General features: G+C 49.9%; 7 protein-coding genes. 4 read left to right on the forward strand and 3 right to left on the reverse strand.

Features of this window, described 5'->3' with window-relative positions; translation table 11 throughout:
- Nucleotides 1-4: 4 nt before the first annotated feature.
- On the reverse strand, nt 5-1,927 hold the full coding sequence (locus ACN0YN_RS23705; protein ID WP_417387510.1) for a hypothetical protein: 1,923 nt from the start codon (nt 1,925-1,927) through the stop codon (nt 5-7).
- A gap of 620 nt (nt 1,928-2,547) precedes the next feature.
- Here ACN0YN_RS23705 and ACN0YN_RS23710 point away from each other — a divergent pair.
- Both ACN0YN_RS23710 and ACN0YN_RS23715 read left to right on the forward strand, forming a co-directional pair.
- Nucleotides 2,548-5,283 carry a hypothetical protein gene (locus ACN0YN_RS23710; RefSeq protein ID WP_417387511.1) on the forward strand — a complete coding sequence of 912 codons (2,736 nt, stop codon included), beginning with the start codon at nt 2,548-2,550 and terminating at the stop codon, nt 5,281-5,283.
- A 137-nt stretch (nt 5,284-5,420) separates the two neighbouring features.
- Nucleotides 5,421-6,725: a hypothetical protein gene (locus tag ACN0YN_RS23715; RefSeq protein WP_417387512.1), complete on the forward strand. Its 1,305-nt coding sequence runs from the start codon at nt 5,421-5,423 to the stop codon at nt 6,723-6,725.
- Between the two features lie 15 nt (nt 6,726-6,740).
- Here ACN0YN_RS23715 and tsaD read toward each other — a convergent pair whose 3' ends face one another.
- Both tsaD and ACN0YN_RS23725 read right to left on the reverse strand, forming a co-directional pair.
- The gene (gene tsaD, locus ACN0YN_RS23720) at nt 6,741-7,772 is read right to left on the reverse strand and encodes a tRNA (adenosine(37)-N6)-threonylcarbamoyltransferase complex transferase subunit TsaD (protein WP_417387513.1); all 1,032 of its coding nucleotides are present in this window, start codon (nt 7,770-7,772) and stop codon (nt 6,741-6,743) included.
- Between the two features lie 154 nt (nt 7,773-7,926).
- Nucleotides 7,927-9,366: a S41 family peptidase gene (locus tag ACN0YN_RS23725; protein WP_417387514.1), complete on the reverse strand. Its 1,440-nt coding sequence runs from the start codon at nt 9,364-9,366 to the stop codon at nt 7,927-7,929.
- Between the two features lie 375 nt (nt 9,367-9,741).
- Between ACN0YN_RS23725 and ACN0YN_RS23730 the strand changes: the two genes are divergently transcribed.
- Both ACN0YN_RS23730 and ACN0YN_RS23735 read left to right on the forward strand, forming a co-directional pair.
- Nucleotides 9,742-13,122 (forward strand): PD-(D/E)XK nuclease family protein, encoded by a 3,381-nt coding sequence (locus ACN0YN_RS23730; protein ID WP_417387515.1) that lies wholly within the window; start codon nt 9,742-9,744, stop codon nt 13,120-13,122.
- 9 nt (nt 13,123-13,131) lie between these two features.
- Nucleotides 13,132-16,647 (forward strand): UvrD-helicase domain-containing protein, encoded by a 3,516-nt coding sequence (locus ACN0YN_RS23735; protein ID WP_417387516.1) that lies wholly within the window; start codon nt 13,132-13,134, stop codon nt 16,645-16,647.
- Nucleotides 16,648-16,652: the final 5 nt, after the last annotated feature.

Raw genomic sequence — 16,652 nt, forward strand, 5'->3', positions numbered from 1 at the left:
AATTTCATTTTGCAGCTTCGAGGATTTTTTTTGCGATTCTGTGAGGTGGTAACGAGGGGAACGCCATTTCGACCTGGGCGACTCCTCGTTGTTGAGTTTCTGAAATGACGATGGCTTTCCAACTGAGGCTTTCGATGTTCGTTTTTCCCTCGAAACTGGTTCGTGGGATTAATGCATTGAATTCAGTCACCTGTCTATTCTGTTGAGTTTCGGAATTCAACAGAGCAAGACGCAGACCGGATCTCGGCTCAATCGAGTCGGAATCGTCGAGAGCCGTGGCATCCCGTTTTTGTGGTTGCCGGGCGAGTTGCGAAAGATAGGCTCCATTGAATTCCAGGCAGATCTTTTCGACTTTTGAATTGATGGGGTGACCGCAACGCAGATGGACTTCCACAAATTGGGAGTTTGAATCCATGGGGTTTTCTGAAGAAGCGTATTCAGCCTCTAAAGCAACCAGCTGCGATGCTTGTTCAATTTTCAATAGCGTCATCTGCATTGATTGAAATCCCTGGACCTTGATTATCCATTTTTCCGGCAGTTGACTCTTCGATTTGAGTCGTACAAAACCGGAAGCCGTCGAAGCAATTTTCAGGCTCGTGTGGTTTTGATCTGACAAATTCCAATCGTGAATGGCAGGGCCAGCCAGTACGAATCTGCCGCAGTGGATGAGAGGTTCAGGTGTATTCCCAGTCGAATTCAGAGAGTTATAAGCCTGTGACTGCCTGGCCAGATCCAGAGACCAGAGACGAAAGAGCTCCGGAAAAGGAGTGGAAGTCAACTGTTCGATCTTAGCAGTGCCGGTCAAACGGTGACGAGTAATTTGATTGGCAAATTGACTGTCCGACTTGAGCTGATTACACCAGTTCAGAAACAGGTTCACAGCCCCTCGACATCCATGGTTGCGCCAGAGTTGTGCGCGATAATAATCGGAGACAACCAGTGGATAGGATTCCGGTGACCGAAAAAATTCGCTGATGCGGTAGTCTCGATTTGTAAAACCCGGTTCCATCAGATGGGCAATGCCTTCATTCAGCCAGTCTTCTTCATCCGGAAGAGAATGAGTTCCGGTTGTGCGGATGCTGGAAACCGCTGCATGGGTCACTTCATGGCTCAATAGGTCGAGTAGCTGTGGACCTGGTTTCAACGCAGAATTGAGATACAGCATATCGCAGTGATTGCTGAACGGTTCCATTATATTATCTCGAAAATCGCTGGGTCGGACGAATCCATTGATTGTTGTTTTTCCTCCCTGCAGTTTACTTAACCAGGGGGTGAGGAAAATGGTGAAGCGACCATTTCCATCGACGTCTCGTAGAGGACCACACTCCCTCTCGATCTTATCCAGTACCTGATTTTCAAGCTGGGCAATCAGGTCGTTGACTAGTCCGGATGCCAGTTCTTCAGGTTTTTGCTGATCATCGAGATAAATCGCAACCCGGGGACTTTGTTGAATCAACCGTGCCTTGAGTCGCGTGTATTGTTTTTTGTCTGACAGGTCTCCTTCTGTCACGAACAGATAGAAATATCTGACAGATTCAAGCGGTGCCTCGTCAGACTCTGCTTCATTCACCAGAGGACCAGTGTCAGAAGAACGCTGTGGGATTGAAGCATTGAGCAGGCTGCTTGCCTGTGGCGTTGCATCGGGGGCCTGTGTATTTTCGAAATAGCAGTTTTCTGGTTGATCCCCCGCTGTTTCCTGAAGCGACAGGCTGATTGTTTTTGTGCGTCGAGGGGAACGATCCAGGTTGTTGACGATGAGTACATACTCATCTCCGGGGGAAAATGAGAGCGGAAATCCCAGCTGCGTTTCCAGACAGGTAATATTGACGGGGCGGTTCCAGTCCACAGGCTGACTCAGTTGCGGGACCGGTTTATTGACTTTGACCCGTTTTACTTCTGCACGGCGGTTTACAGGCGTAGCAGCCACGGGATCGGATTTTGAAGAATGGAGTTCCCACCCAATGATCAAACCGATCAACGTGATCAAACACGTTATTGTGATATAGGGTCGAGAGAGCATGCCTGGAATCAGTGTCCGGATTTGATGGAGCCTGACTTGCGAAGAGTATTCGCGTGTCTACTTCCGGTTCGACAGAAATCAGTTGATTCAGGCGCCCAATTAACAGGGTGAGACACTAAGAAAGATCGACAAAATCACGGTGACTCATTGAGTAGAATCAACACAATCCGAATATCTTAAATATGAAAATAGAACTGAGTTGAGATGCCTGATATGAACAATTGAGTAGATCGAAACTGTTTTATCAGCTTCGTTTGGAGAAATCGCTGATTTCGATAAGTGGGCTTTGATCCATACTTTCCCCATAATCGGACTGCAAATTACGCGGATACTTCAGTCCGTGCCGACAAACCCTTTTCATCTCGCATCAAATTTGGAGAATTAAGAGAAAATCGGGGGAATTTCCTTCAATGGTGTCCGAGACTGTATATACAATGCACAGTTGAGGAGAATGCGCAATTTGGCAATCGACCATATAGGCTTAAGTTCAAGCATTCTTGCCTAAAGTTACTCGGGAGAGAGAAATCATGTCACTATCCAGATTTGGAATTTCAATGTTTGTTCTGGCTGCCTCAACAATGATGTTGAGTACGCCTCAAAGTTTTGCTGAACAGCAGGTTCCAGAAATCTCAAACATTGGCCAGATCCTCAGTTATCAGAATAGTGAAGGCGAAAATTTTTACGCCCTGCAGTTCAAAGCGGATCGTCTGCCAGCTCCCGCCCATGCCGGAGAGCAGATTGCGATTCTGTTTGATACATCCGCCAGCCAGGTAGGCGAGCACCGGACTCAGGCTCTGGATGTCCTCAGATCTCTGCTGGATGAACTCCCCAACAATGCAAGTGTTGCCGTTTACGCGGTTGACGTGCAATGCACCCCGTTTGTAAGTGAATATGTCGCTCCTAAAAGCCGTCAGGCTCAACTGGCTGTTGCATCGCTGGCTGCTCGTGCACCGCTTGGCGCGACGAATCTTTCTGCCGCACTGAATACAGTCCTGCAGGGGCTGGAGAACGAACAGGCTCGTTCGATCGTGTATATCGGTGATGGAATGAGTTCTGCCAAGCTGATTTCACTTCCTGAAATGGCAGCATTGACCGGCAAACTGGCTCAACAGCATATTCCCGTTCACAGCTATGCCGTCGGTCCCAAAAAAGACCTGCAATTGCTGGGAACGCTCGGCGTTTACACCGGTGGAGTGGTTCTTTCTGATGAAGCGACAGGCAAGCAGGATTTACCAGCCATCGTTGGCAAAGAGCTCGTGAAAGCGATTCAGGCTCCCGTATTTTATCCTGAATCAATCCGTGTCTCAGACAAACAGTTAGAATTGAATACAACCCGTGCCTTACCCGTCAGAACTGACCGAGAGACTATCTATCTCGCAAAAGGAGATGTCGCAACCGGATTTACAGTAGAACTGAAAAACAGAAATCTGGACGGTGTCTGGAAGTTTAAAGTTCCTGTCGCTCAATCGGTAAACAGCTTCCTGGCAGTGCCGTGGAACAATTATAAGCCGGGACAGGAACTGGCAGTTGCTTTTGCCGGTCAGCGAATGATGAACCTGGCACGCACCGGTCATGAAGAGAATATGGCTCAACTTGAATTTGCTGGAACCAATGCCATTCGCAGTGGTAACTTCGAGCAGGCTGCCAAATTTGGAAACCTGCTGCAGCAGATGGATCCCGGTAATTCCCGGGCTGAATCATTGTTGAAAATGACAGATTCTTATCAGAAAGGCCAACTGGCTCAAGCTGATACAAAACAGCCTGCAACGGGTGGGGCTGCTGAACCTGCTCCTAAAGCAGATCCGAAGCCACCGATTGATGACGCTATCAGCAAAGTAGAACAGCTGCGTCAGATTAAAGGTGCTCAGATGAAGATCGAAGTTCAGAACGCGATCGAAGAAGCCCGTCAGGAATCTGCTGAGAATCCAGAAGGTGCCTTGGGTGTTTTGAAACGAACTTTGAATTTCCTGAAATCCACTTCCGATATCGATATTGATTTGCGTCAGCAACTTGAAAGTCGTTTGAGCAACATGATGGTTGATGTTCGCAGCCAGATGGAAGTCGCTGAAACTCGACGGATTCGTCAACAGCAGCAACTTGCTCAACTGGAACAGCAAAAACGCCTGGTCGACCAGATTCTGCTGGAAGATGAAAAAATGGAACAGTTGATCGACCGTGTTCGATCTCTGATCCAGGATGGTAAGCATGGTAACTTTGATGCTTATGAAGAAGCGGAAGCGGTTGCCCGTGTTGCCGTTGATATGGAACCTGGAAATGGTCCTGCGACCGCAGCTTTGTTTACTTCAGAAGCAGCAGGGCAGTTGGCTAAAGTCTTCCAGATGCGTTCGCTTCGTGCAGACCGTTTTCTGGAAACTCTGTATCAGGTGGAACTCTCTCATGTTCCCTTCCCTGATGAACCTCCCATTCGCTGGCCATCTGCTCCAGTCTGGACCGCTTTAACCGAACGGCGTAAGAAATGGTCTAATGTGGACCTGCATCGTAACAGCCCAGCGGAACAGCGTATTTTTGAAGAACTGCAAAAAGAGACGGAAGCAAACTTTCCTGACATTCCACTGTCAGAAGTGATGACTTACTTCGCTGAACTGCACAATATTACGATTCTGATCAATTCCAACGATCTTGGTGAAGAGGGTTTGACTGTTGATGAACCCGTCAATGTGGCTCTCAGCGGTATCAAACTGAAAAGTGCTTTAAATATCATCTTGAAGCCAATCGGCCTGACTTATCTGGTTGAAGATGAAGTGATGAAAATCACAACCAGCATCAAGGCTGAGGAAATCTTAAGCACTCGGGTTTATCCGGTTGCTGACCTGGTGATCTCGGTCTCCACACAACAGTCATCTGTTGGATCAAGCCAGGGTGGTTTTGGTGGACAACAGGGTGGTCTGGGTGGCCAGCAGGGTGGCGGCTTCGGCGGTGGTGGCGGCGGCTTCGGTGGCGGCGGCTTCGGCGGTGGTGGCGGTGGTCAGGGTCTATTCAACGTTGCACCAGAAATGCTGATGATGAATAGTCAGCCTAAGCAAACCGCAAAGCAGCAGTCTGTGCCCAAGGCTAAAGATAAGGCTGTCAAACCAGAATTGAAGTCAATTCAAGATGCAGAGATGAAAGCCATTCTGAATAACATTCTGGGAGAGAAAGAATCGAAAGCATCTCAGGCGCAATTTCAGGTCGAAGACAAACCCTTTCGATTTGATAACAGCACGATTGAACAACTCAAAAAAAAACCAGTGATCGCCAGGTAGACAGGAAACAGAAACCACCTGTAGTCACTGATCAATCTAAATTAACAGCACGGAGCCGTTCCCAGGGGAAAGGCTCCGTTTCTGTTAAAGGCGAGCCGGAAAAAAAGAACGAATTCAAAGCGCCATTACTTGCCAATGTGAAAGATCCTCAGGCGTTCTGGAATGATTATTTTTCCAAGCGTAAGCCAGCTCCCGATCTGGTAAATGACCTGATTTTCAATCTCCATCAGACCGGCAAGCATGAGCACGTGATTGCTGCTATCAATGCCGCGTTGATCAATGGCCAGTCACAGCCCTGGATGTATGATGTGCTGGCATTATCGATGGAAATTGTCGGGCGGCCTCAGCAGGAAATTCAACGTGCCTTACTTTCCCGCATTGATTTCTCAGCCACCGATGTACCCAGCATGGTTTATTCAGCCGCGTATCTTTCCCGGTTCGAGGCAGATGAGCAGGCTTTGAAGCTCTATGAGCAGGCGGCAAAACTGCAACCCTCCCGTCCCGAGCCTTATATCATGGGCTTACGTCTGGCGACAAAACTGAAAGATGCGGAAGCCATCGAGTGGGCGGCTACGGGGATCCTGACCAACGTCTGGATTAAAGACCATCAGCAGTGGCACGAAAAGGCATTAAATGCATTGGCTGATCTGGAACAGTCCTTTGTCAAGGCAGGGCGAAAAGCGGAAGCAGAGCGAGTCCGTTCAGCCAGAAAAACTGCCTTGGAACGAGATTTGAAACTGGAACTCACCTGGAACGGAGATGGAGATCTGGATCTGATCGTAGAGGAACCCAAAGGAACGGTTTGCTCTTTTGAGTCTCCCTTGACCGCAGGGGGAGGCGTTCTGCTGAATGACGGTTATGGGCCGAAGCAGGAGAACTGTAAGGAAGAGTATCTCTGTGCGAGCGGATTCCCGGGAAACTATACCGTCCGAGTTCGCTATGTCTCCGGGAATATTGTCGGACAGAGAGCTAAACTGAAAATCACCCGCTATGCAGGTTCGGCGCAACCGATTGTTGAAACCAGGATCGTCCCTCTGGCAAAAGAAGATCAGCTGATTCGGATTAATCTGGCAAAAGGCAGACGCGATAAAAAAACAGAGGTCCCCGAAGAATCCAGAGAGCCACAAAAAACCAGTCGTTTACAGAATCGTAATCTGACGCTTCCAGCAGGACAACTTTCGAAGCGCTCCCAGGAGTCATATAACAGCTTCCGGGTTTCCAGACAGACTGGGATTTCGACAGGTCGTCAAACTCCCTTTGTGACAGGAGTACAAAATACCGGAGGTATCGCCAATCAGCCCGTGATTACAGTCGTTCCTGAGGGGATCAGTCTCACGGGGGCAGCCGTTGTTTCGCCGGACCGCAGGTATGTCAGGCTGTCTTTGTCGCCTCAGTTCACGAATGTCACTGAGATTTTTACCTTCAGTTTTATGAACCCCTGATTCCGTTTCAGTTGATCAGCGGACAAGCCCCGGTTTCACATCCAGATCCAGCGATGCGATCCGTCCCTGATCCAGGTGATGCCAGGCAATCGCAGCCATCGCGGCATTATCGGTACACAAATCGGGAGGGGCGATGCTTAAGTGAATTCCCGCCTGCTTCGTCACCTCTTCCAGCCGCTCTCGCAATAAAGCATTCGCGGCGACCCCTCCTCCCACACAAAGAGTGGAGTAGCCATACTGCGATAAGGCCTGCTGGCATTTAGCGACCAGAACATCCACTACGGTAGCCTGAAAGCTGGCTGCTAGATCGGCAATGCGTTCTTCCGTGAGTGCCGGTGGCTGTTTTTTAGCACCCGGATTTCCTAACGCTTCATACAATACGGCGGTCTTCAAACCACTGAAGCTGAACCGCAGTTCCGGATCTTTGATAAATGTTCGCGGAAACGGAAATGCCCTGGAGTTCCCATTAAGCGCGGCTTTCTGAATGGAGGGACCACCGGGATACGAAAGACCGAGAATCTTGGCGACCTTATCGAACGCTTCACCCGCTGCATCATCAATGGTGGCACCGATCAGGTCAAACTGTAGAGTTTCCGAACAGTGATACAGGTTCGTGTGACCTCCACTGACAACCAGACCAATCGCCGGAAACAGGGGGCGCTCTTCCTGCATCTGGCAGGCAAACAGATGGCCTTCAATATGATTGACGGCAATTAAAGGAATATCGAGTGTCAGTGCCAGGGTTTTAGCTGCCGTCAAGCCGATCAGCAGCGAGCCCACCAGGCCCGGTTCTGTCGCGACTGCAACCGCAGTCAATTGATCCAGCGTGATCTCGGCCTCTTTTAAGGCATCATCAATGACTGGCAGGATGCGTTCCAGGTGTGCACGCGAAGCAATTTCAGGGACCACCCCTCCAAACTTTTCATGCAGTCGGGTCTGAGAAGAAACGACATTTGAGAGAATCCGCATATCGCGAGTGATCACCGCGGCGGCGGTTTCGTCACAGGAAGATTCAATGGCCAGGAGATATTCTTCAGATTGATTCATAGAGGAAAGTTACGGTATTTCCAATAAAAAAGCGACCCTCGGGACCAGACAGATTCCCGAAAGTCGCTTTCATATTTTTGAACTGTCTGACATCACACTGTCAAACTCTGGTTGTCAGTCCCTATTGTTCATGGTTCCTGAGATCAAGGATTCATCAGGTCGTCTGAAATACCAGAGGCGCTTTTGCCGGTTGTGGAAGCGCGGCTGCTTTCTTGGCTGGTTTTGCTTCTTTTTCGGCAGGCTTTTTCTCTGCTTTTTCCGTTTCTTCCTTAGCTTCTGGTTTTGATTCATCCTTCAAGGCTGATTTGATGTAATCCAGAGCCAGATCAAGCTGTTTGTCTTTGAATTCATTATCCAGTTTGGCGTTATGATCCAGAATATCGCGTTTGCGGCGGTATTCGGTGAACGCTTCCAGTTCTTCATCAGTCAGCCTCAGACGATATTTGTCGTCGGGAGTGACTCCCCAGACATCGGAATCTTTCGCTCCCGGGAAACGATGAATATTTTTACCACTGGGGCGGTGATAACTGGCGGTGGTCAGCTTGAGGGCACTGTCGCCATCTTCCAGTTCGATCACATTTTGAACGCTTCCTTTACCCCAGGTTCTTTCACCGACAATCACCGCCCGTTTGTGATCCTGCAGGCAGGCTGAAACGATCTCACTGGCAGAAGCGGAATAACGGTTGACGAGAATCGCCATGGGGAATCCGTCATAAGTTCCTTCGGCTGTCGCTTCCCATTTACGGTTACGGCTGTTGCGTCCCTCAGTACTTACAATCTTGCCGGATTTGATGAACATGTCTGAGATTTCAGTTGCCTGAGAAAGCAATCCGCCAGGGTTGAATCTCAAGTCCAGAATCAGCGCTTTCATTCCCTGTTTCTGCAGGTCTTCAATCGCGGCATGTAATTCTTCTGCACTATGACGGCTGAAATGGGTAAGTCGGATATATCCGATCTTGTTTTTCTTATCGAGCATGTAATCCCAGGAATCATCTGATTTGTAGGTGTCTCCCAGAACGGTAGCGACATGGATTAACTCGCGTGTGACAGTTAAGGGGATCACTTCTTTGGTTCCCCTGTGGATGACAGACATGCTGACCGATTCACCCGCGCGACCTTTTAAAATTTTGATTGCCTCGGGAAGAGTAAAACCTTTCGTTGTTTTCCCCTCGATAGAATCGATTACATCACCAGCGCGAATTCCCGCTTTGTAAGCAGGAGTCCCTGGCAGGGGAGTCATCACAGTCAGTCTGCCGTTATTTTCGTCGATATGAACCTGAATTCCGATACCGCCGAATTCCTGTTCCACAACCTGGTTAAAGCGGGACAGATCTCGGGGGCTGATATAATTAGAGTACTGGTCCAGTTCCTGAACCATCCCCCGGATTGCCGCCTCTACCAGAATACGACGGTCGATATCTTTCACATAATTTCGTTCGATCTGCTCGTAAGTATCTGCGAACAGTTTCATCATCTGGTAATAGTCATCGTCTTTCTCTTTTTCTTTCTCGTCCGCATAACTGAGTTGTGCCACAGTTGAGAAGAGGATCAGGGTGATGAGAGAGAACGAGCTGATCAAGCGGAATTTTTGCATGGACGATTCCTTATGAGATATACAGAACACGATTCCAACCTCATGAAACTGAATGTTCCCCACAGCCGGAATGTATTTTGTCTGGTGTCGAAACTCGCGAGAGCTTCCTTTCCTTTTCTATAAGTGTAGGCGATCTGTAAAGCAGTGGCAAGATTTGCTCTCTAAACTCAGGCTTTAAAACCAGTTTCTTCTGGAATTCATTCTGAAATTGAATTCTGGGGTCCGGCCGGATACATTGCACGGGGGCTGTTTTTGTAACTCTGCCTGTCATTTCAGGCCTGGCTGATCTGAGGAATCAGGACACTATGGTCAAAATGAGGCGTTCCACCAATCACGAGATTTATATTTTTACTTTAAGACCGGGTAACTCCCAGCATGCAGCCTGAAATTCAAATTTTGACTGGTATAGCCGGTTCCGGTAAAACGGACCGCCTGCTGGTTGAATATCGCCGTGCTCTGCAGGAGGGCCTGAAGCGGCATGCTCCCGGGAAAACTCTCTGGATTTCTCCTACCGTCCGTTCACGCAGACAGGTTCTGGATCAATTACTCAGCCCGGAAATGCCAGTCTGTTTTGCCCCTCATGTCTATACTTTTGAGGCCTTTGCCGAGACAATTTTACAGTCTCTCGATCAGCCCGTTCAGACCCTGCCTGAAATCTCCAAACGTTATCTGCTCAGGAGCATTGTGGATGACCTGATTGCTGCAGGTCAGATTCATTACTTCAGTTCGATTGCGGGAACATCCGGATTTCTGGATCTGATTTCACATTTCATTTCCGAATTGAAACGGGAAGAGATCTGGCCGGAGCAGTTTTCCGAGGCATGTGCCCGATTGAAAACGGATTCCCGACAGAAAGATCAGGAACTGGCTTTAATCTATGATCGGTATCAAGTCGCGCTTCAAGAAATGCGACGTTACGATGCTGAGGGGAGATTCTGGTCTGCCCGGACAGCGCTGCAGGAGGGCCTGTGGGGGACTTTCGGGCAGTTTGATCTGATCGTGCTCGATGGTTTTGCTGATTTCACTCACACGCAGTACGAGATTCTGGAACTGCTGGCGGCCAGAACCAGCAGACTGTTGATTTCGCTTCCCCTGGAAAATGAATTACGGCGGGAGGACTTATTTGCCAAATCTTTAGTCGCCCGGCAGGTTCTTGAAAACAGATTGCCGGGAACGATTCGTTGTGTTGCCTGCACGCGTGAGGAATCAGCTTCATCCCGGTCGCAGATCTGTGAAGCTTTGTTCGATAATCCTCGTGAAATAAAACCGTCAAAGTCTGCAGAGCAAATCAGGGTTCTGGCGGTTGCCGGTCAACGGAACGAACTGGAAGTTCTGGCGGTCGAAATCAAGCGGTTACTGCTGCAGGGAGTCAATCCGGAAGAGATTTCGCTGGTATTTCGTTCGACACTCGAATACGGCGACCTGATCCATGAGACCTTGTCCGCAGCCGGGATTCCCTACTTCCTGGGCCAGGAGCAGGAGTTTTCCCGGTTTCCCGTGATTCGGGCGATCTTCGCCTTTCTGCAGATGGAACTGGATAACTGGTCGTTTGACAGTCTGATGTCCATTCTGGATTCAAATTATTTTTCACCCGACTGGCCTGAATACAGGTCGGGGACTGCCGTGCGCTGTCTGTCCCGAATATTGCGGCAATTGAAGATCGACTCCGGTAAAACCGATATCTTGAACGCGCTGGAAAAAGAATGCCGGAAAGCAAACGAGCTTTGTGCCCGTTATCCGGATCAACCGAAACGACAGGCGATACTGCAGGAAGTCGAGTCTGCATATCAGCTCGCGAAGCGACTTGCCAGTGAAACTCAAAAGTTGCGAGGCAAAGAACTCTTTGTCACCTGGATTGAAATTCTGACCTCTCTGGCGAATGAATTTGGCTTGCAGAAAGCCTGGGCAAACGGAGACGCCGGCACAGAGTCTCTCGATCAACGAGACCAACTGGTCTGGGATCGGTTTCAGAAACTTCTGTTTCATGCAGTCTCTGAAGTGGATCAGATTGAGCAGTTTCATCAACGCGAAGCGACTCCTCTGGATTTACTCTCCTTTCGAAGTTTGCTGCTCGATTTGCTGGAACAGCAGACTCTCGCATTACAGACGGAGGAAACAGGACGGGTTCAGGTTCTGGATGCGTCCCAGTTGAGAAATCTGAGTGTTCCCTATCTGCTGGTGGGGGGGCTCAGTGAAGCCAGTTTTCCCCGCAGCCATCGAGAGGATTGTCTTTACAGCGAAAAAGACCGGGGGGAGTTGAATGAGTATGGACTCTCGCTGAAACGGCATGCGAATCAGCAGCAGGAAGAAATGTTGTTGTTTTATGAGGTAATGACGCGATTTTCGCAGCAGCTGATTTTGAGTTATCCCGCCATCAGTTCTACGGGCCAGCCCTTATTCGCCAGTCCTTATCTGACGGCATTGATTGATCTGTTTGAACCGGGGGCACTCACGGTTCAACAGGTGGGGGAATTGAATCCACTGCCACGACGAGAGCAGGCGATGTCGTCACGCGACCTGCGCATCCTGGCAATTGACGAATTGAAACGGCATCAACCAGGATTGTTTCTGCAAATTCTGGATGAACCGGAATTGCAAGCCACGGCCCGGAATATTCTGGCCGCTTCAGAAATGGCAGTCGCACGGTTTGAGCAGGAAGGCTTTACCGAATATGAAGGGATCATGGTCTCTGCTGCATCCCGGCAGGCAATCTCTGCCCGTTTTCCGCAGGACTACGAATTCAGCACGACGCAACTGGAACTGTATCTGGCCTGTCCCTTTCAGTTTTTCGCACAGAGTGTTTTAGGGATCGAGGTTCCGGAACCCCCGGAGTTAAGAACTAACTTCCTGCAGCGGGGGATTCACGTTCACAGTATTCTGACACGTCTGTATGAACGGATCAGTTTAGAAGACACCAGTACGCAGCTGTACGATGCGAATCAGATCGAACCGCTGTTTCTGGAATTACTGGAAAAGCGAGTCTCGGATTCTGATGTTGAATCCAAACTGCAACAGGTTTTATTGTCGATCGAAAAACAGATTCTGGAGGACTGGGGAGGCTTTTTTGCCGAACAGTCAGAAACTTATGGTCAACTGTTTGAGGAACTGTGGGATTCCGTTCCAGCGATTGCGGGTCGGGAGGTTCCTTTTGGAGAAGTACCTGGAGAACAAGATCCGTCTCAAAAACAGTATCAGCATCTGACACTGGGAACCGGTCCGCGTGAAACACGAGTTCGAGGACAGATTGACCGGATTGACGTGGGAACAGTTAACGGACAGAAGTATTTCAACATTATCGATTACAAAACGGGGCGTAGTGTGCCCTCATCTACGGAAATACGATCGGGGAAAAAACTGCAGCTGGCATTGTATCTGATTGCGGCCCGTCGACTGGGAATGATTGACGCTGATGCAGAACCCTTTCATCTGGGCTACTGGAAGATACAGGAGTCCGGCTTTGTCATGCCTTTGCATTCTGCACGCAAGAAAGTGGTGGAGCCGATCTCGTCGGAAGATCTTGAAATTCTGGAAGTCACGCTGGAAGGACTCGTTCCACATCTGGCAGCATTGATTCGCAGCGGATTTTTTCCCGTGCAGGTGGATGAAAAAATCGCACATCTCGATCAGGCATTTCAATCGGTCTGTCGTGCTTCCCAGGTGGAGAGTTATCGTGACAGCCTGGGCAAACAGATTGATCTGCTGCAGTTCACTGAAACAGAACCGGATTCCGCTACCGAACCATCACAAAACAGATAACGAGAACGTATGTCACATCAACCCACTTATACCGATCAGCAGGCCGCGGCCATCGAGACGCGCGATGCCTCCATTGCGCTGTCAGCTGGCGCTGGTTGTGGGAAGACGTTTGTATTGACCCAACGGTTTTTAAAACTGATTGAACCGGGAACTCCCCCCGATCGACTCAGCCATATTGTTGCGATTACCTTTACAGAGCGTGCCGCACGGGAAATGCGGGACCGGATTCGTGAAACCTGTCTGGATCAGTTGAAGAACTGTCCGCCGGCAGAAGTATCTCACTGGCAGGCTGTCATTCGTGGACTGGACTCGGCCCGGATCAGTACGATCCATTCGTTTTGTACTTCCATTCTGCGGAGTCACGCCGTCAGTGCCCGGCTCGATCCTCATTTTGGCCTCCTGGAGCAGGGGACCAGTGACACTTTTTTGAGGAAAGTCGTTCATGAAGCGGTACACGAACTGTTGAAACAGGAAAACGCGGATTGCATCCAGATGGTGTATCGCTTTGGTCTGGAGAAAACCTATGAGTTGTTGATTTCCCTGGTTCCTCAGCAGTTTCGGATTGAGTTCGACGAGTTCCGTGATCTGACTCCGGAACAGCTCGCGGGACGGATGCGCGACTACTGGGAAGAGTCTTATATTCCCATGCAACTTGCGGAGATTGCTGAATCAGACGCGACACGGCATTTATTAAGACTGATGAATGCACACGAGCCGACCCATCCGAAAATGCGTGAGCGGTTTCAGGTGCTCAAATCGCGTATTCCCGAATTGAAAAATGGTGCTCCCCGGTTGCGTGGTGATCTGCTGGCGACATTGATGGATCATGCGAAAGTGCAGGGGGCCGGTACAAAAAAAGACTGGGATGACGTCAACGTTTATGAACAGATCCGAGATGGATTCAAAGATTTACGTGACACACTAAAACCGGTTTTTGAGTCACTGTCTCCCGATCCTGCCGGCTTTCTAATGGCGGCGGAATTCAGTCTGCTCGTGTTAAGAGTGACCGAATTTGCTGCGAAATGCTATCAGGAGAGTAAAGCAGAAAAAGGTCTGTTAGACTTTGATGACCTGCTGCTGCAGACTCGAGATCTGTTCCGCCGCGATCCGCATGCGCGACAGAGGGCGGCTGCTGGCATTCATTACCTGATGGTGGACGAGTTTCAGGATACCGACCCCGTACAGAGTGAAATTGTCCGTGCGTTGTGTGGGAAAGAACTGTTAACCGGGAAGCTGTTTCTGGTGGGGGACGCCAAGCAGTCGATCTATCGGTTCCGACGGGCCGACCCGGAAGTGTTTCACCAGTTAAGAATGGAGATTCCCGAAAAGGGCCGGCTCCCCTTGAGCACCAATTTCCGGAGTCAGCCGGCAATTCTGAATTTTACGAACTGTCTGTTTGCTTCCGCGATGGAGCATTATTACGAATCGCTGACCCCTTTTGATCAGCAGCAGCACTCTCCCACGCCGGGAATCGAATTTTTGTTTGCTTCGCCTGATGATCCGGATATCAAGCTGGCCGATGCGCTCCGCGAAACTGAAGCAGACTGGATTGCGGCTCGAATTCGTCAGTTGCTGGAAGATGAAACACCCCGCATCTGGTCCAAAAATCCGCAAACGGGCGCGCGTGAATTAAGGCGTGTCGAACCCGGCGATATCTGCATTCTGTTTCGTTCCCTGTCGAGTGTTGCCTTGTATGAAAAGGCCCTGCAGCAACGGGATCTGGACTATTACCTGGTAGGCGGGCGTGCTTTTTATGCCCAGCAGGAAATTTATGATCTGAGTAACCTGTGTCAGTATCTGGACAGCAGCGATGATGAGTTGAGTCTGCTGGGGCTGCTGCGTTCCCCTTTCTTCAGTCTGTCTGATGATACGATCTATACGATTACCCGCCATGCGGAAAATCTGACTGCGGCGATGCTGGTTCCCCCGCCTGAGAATCTACGACCCGAGCAGAAACGTCAGGTACTCTACGCTCAGTCAATTCTGAAAGAGCTACGGGCAAAAAAAGACCGGTTGTCTCTGGTCGAGTTGCTGAATCTGGCTTTGGAACGAACCGGGTATGATGCGGCTCTGCTCAATGAATTCCTGGGCGACCGCAAACTGGCCAACCTGCGAAAACTGATTGAACTGGCGCGCAACTTTGAAGCGTCCGGCCTGTTTACTCTGAAAGATTTTGTACAACGGATTCGGGATTCGATTCTGGAAGAGAGTAAGGAAGAACTGGCGGCGACGCTCCCTGAAACCAGCGATGTGATTCGCCTGATGACCATCCATCAATCCAAGGGGCTGGAATTTCCTGTAGTGATTGTTGCCGACATGGATCGCAAATCTCCCGGCGCGCCAAAGCATCCGTTCCTGCATCCGCAGTGGGGGGCGCTGCTGAACCTGCCTGCAGAGCGGGGGGTAACCCCGGAAAACTTCGCATTTAAAATGCATCGCGCGATCGAGCAGGATGCTGACGAAGATGAGACCGTCAGACTGTTGTATGTGGCGGTAACCCGCGCGGCAGATTATCTGATTCTCTCGGCTGGTTTGCCCTATGATCGCCGCGTTCAGTCACCGTGGATGAAACTGCTGGCACGTCACTTTGATCTCTCGACGGGGCTCCCGACTTTAGATCCTTATCTCGGACAGTTTAGGCTGGGAAATGTCCCAGCAGATCAGATTCCGGAGATTCGTGTCCATCTGAATCAACCTCAGACTGCAACGAAGCCCGCAAAGAAATTCAAAGAACTGAAGCCCAGTCAGTTCTGGACCGCTCTCGAACAGGGAACACCCGGAGGTTACCCCAAGACCTTTAAACTCTTCCGCCCGCAAAAAAATGCGCAAGCCCATTTCAGCGTTTCTCATCTGGAAGTGGTTGATGCGTTATTGCAATCACTGCCGGAACCACAGTACCAGATGCTGCCGACAGAAGATCTGTTGAACGCTGATGAGGCAACTCAACTGGGAACGCTAACCCACTCGGTAATTGAGCGACTGGATCCATTGAAGCCTGAACAGTCAGATCGGATCGTGGAACTCGTCCTGTTCGATCAAACTCAGCCGGTTCGAGAAAAACTGAAACCACTGATTCAGCAGCAGATCTCCGCCTGGTACGAGTCAGGGGTCTGCAATGCACAGAAAGCAGCACGCGTTCATTATCGGGAACTGGATTTCCTCCTGCGGATGCCTGCTACGGCTGATAGTGAGTCTGCCGTGACTGTGACGGGAATGATCGATGCCGTTTATCAGACGGACGATCATCGCTGGGTCGTCCTTGACTACAAAACAGGGGCCCGCCTGGCGCAATTAACGGATGAAGAACTGATCTCAGAGTATGAATTTCAGTTGGGAGTCTATACACTGGCGATTGAACAACTGATCGGAGGCCTGCCTGACTCTGTCGGTCTGGCGGTCGTACACGATTCTGTCCGATTCGTGGAAATAAAGTTTGATACGAGTCGACTTGCTCAGATTTCAGACCGCATTTCCCAGGCGGTATCCCATGTCAACCAATCTCTCGTGTCGGCAGAAAGTTATTAACCAGT

It is taken from the genome of Gimesia sp., from assembly GCF_048260065.1.
Classification (GTDB): domain Bacteria; phylum Planctomycetota; class Planctomycetia; order Planctomycetales; family Planctomycetaceae; genus Gimesia.

Excerpts from the sequence above, each read along its gene's own strand:
- ACN0YN_RS23710 (WP_417387511.1), top strand. The coding sequence starts at position 2,548 with ATGTCACTATCCAGATTTGGAATTTCAATGTTTGTTCTGGCTGCCTCA.
- tsaD (WP_417387513.1), bottom strand. The coding sequence starts at position 7,772 with ATGAATCAATCTGAAGAATATCTCCTGGCCATTGAATCTTCCTGTGAC.
- ACN0YN_RS23725 (WP_417387514.1), bottom strand. The coding sequence starts at position 9,366 with ATGCAAAAATTCCGCTTGATCAGCTCGTTCTCTCTCATCACCCTGATC.
- ACN0YN_RS23730 (WP_417387515.1), top strand. The coding sequence starts at position 9,742 with ATGCAGCCTGAAATTCAAATTTTGACTGGTATAGCCGGTTCCGGTAAA.
- ACN0YN_RS23735 (WP_417387516.1), top strand. The coding sequence starts at position 13,132 with ATGTCACATCAACCCACTTATACCGATCAGCAGGCCGCGGCCATCGAG.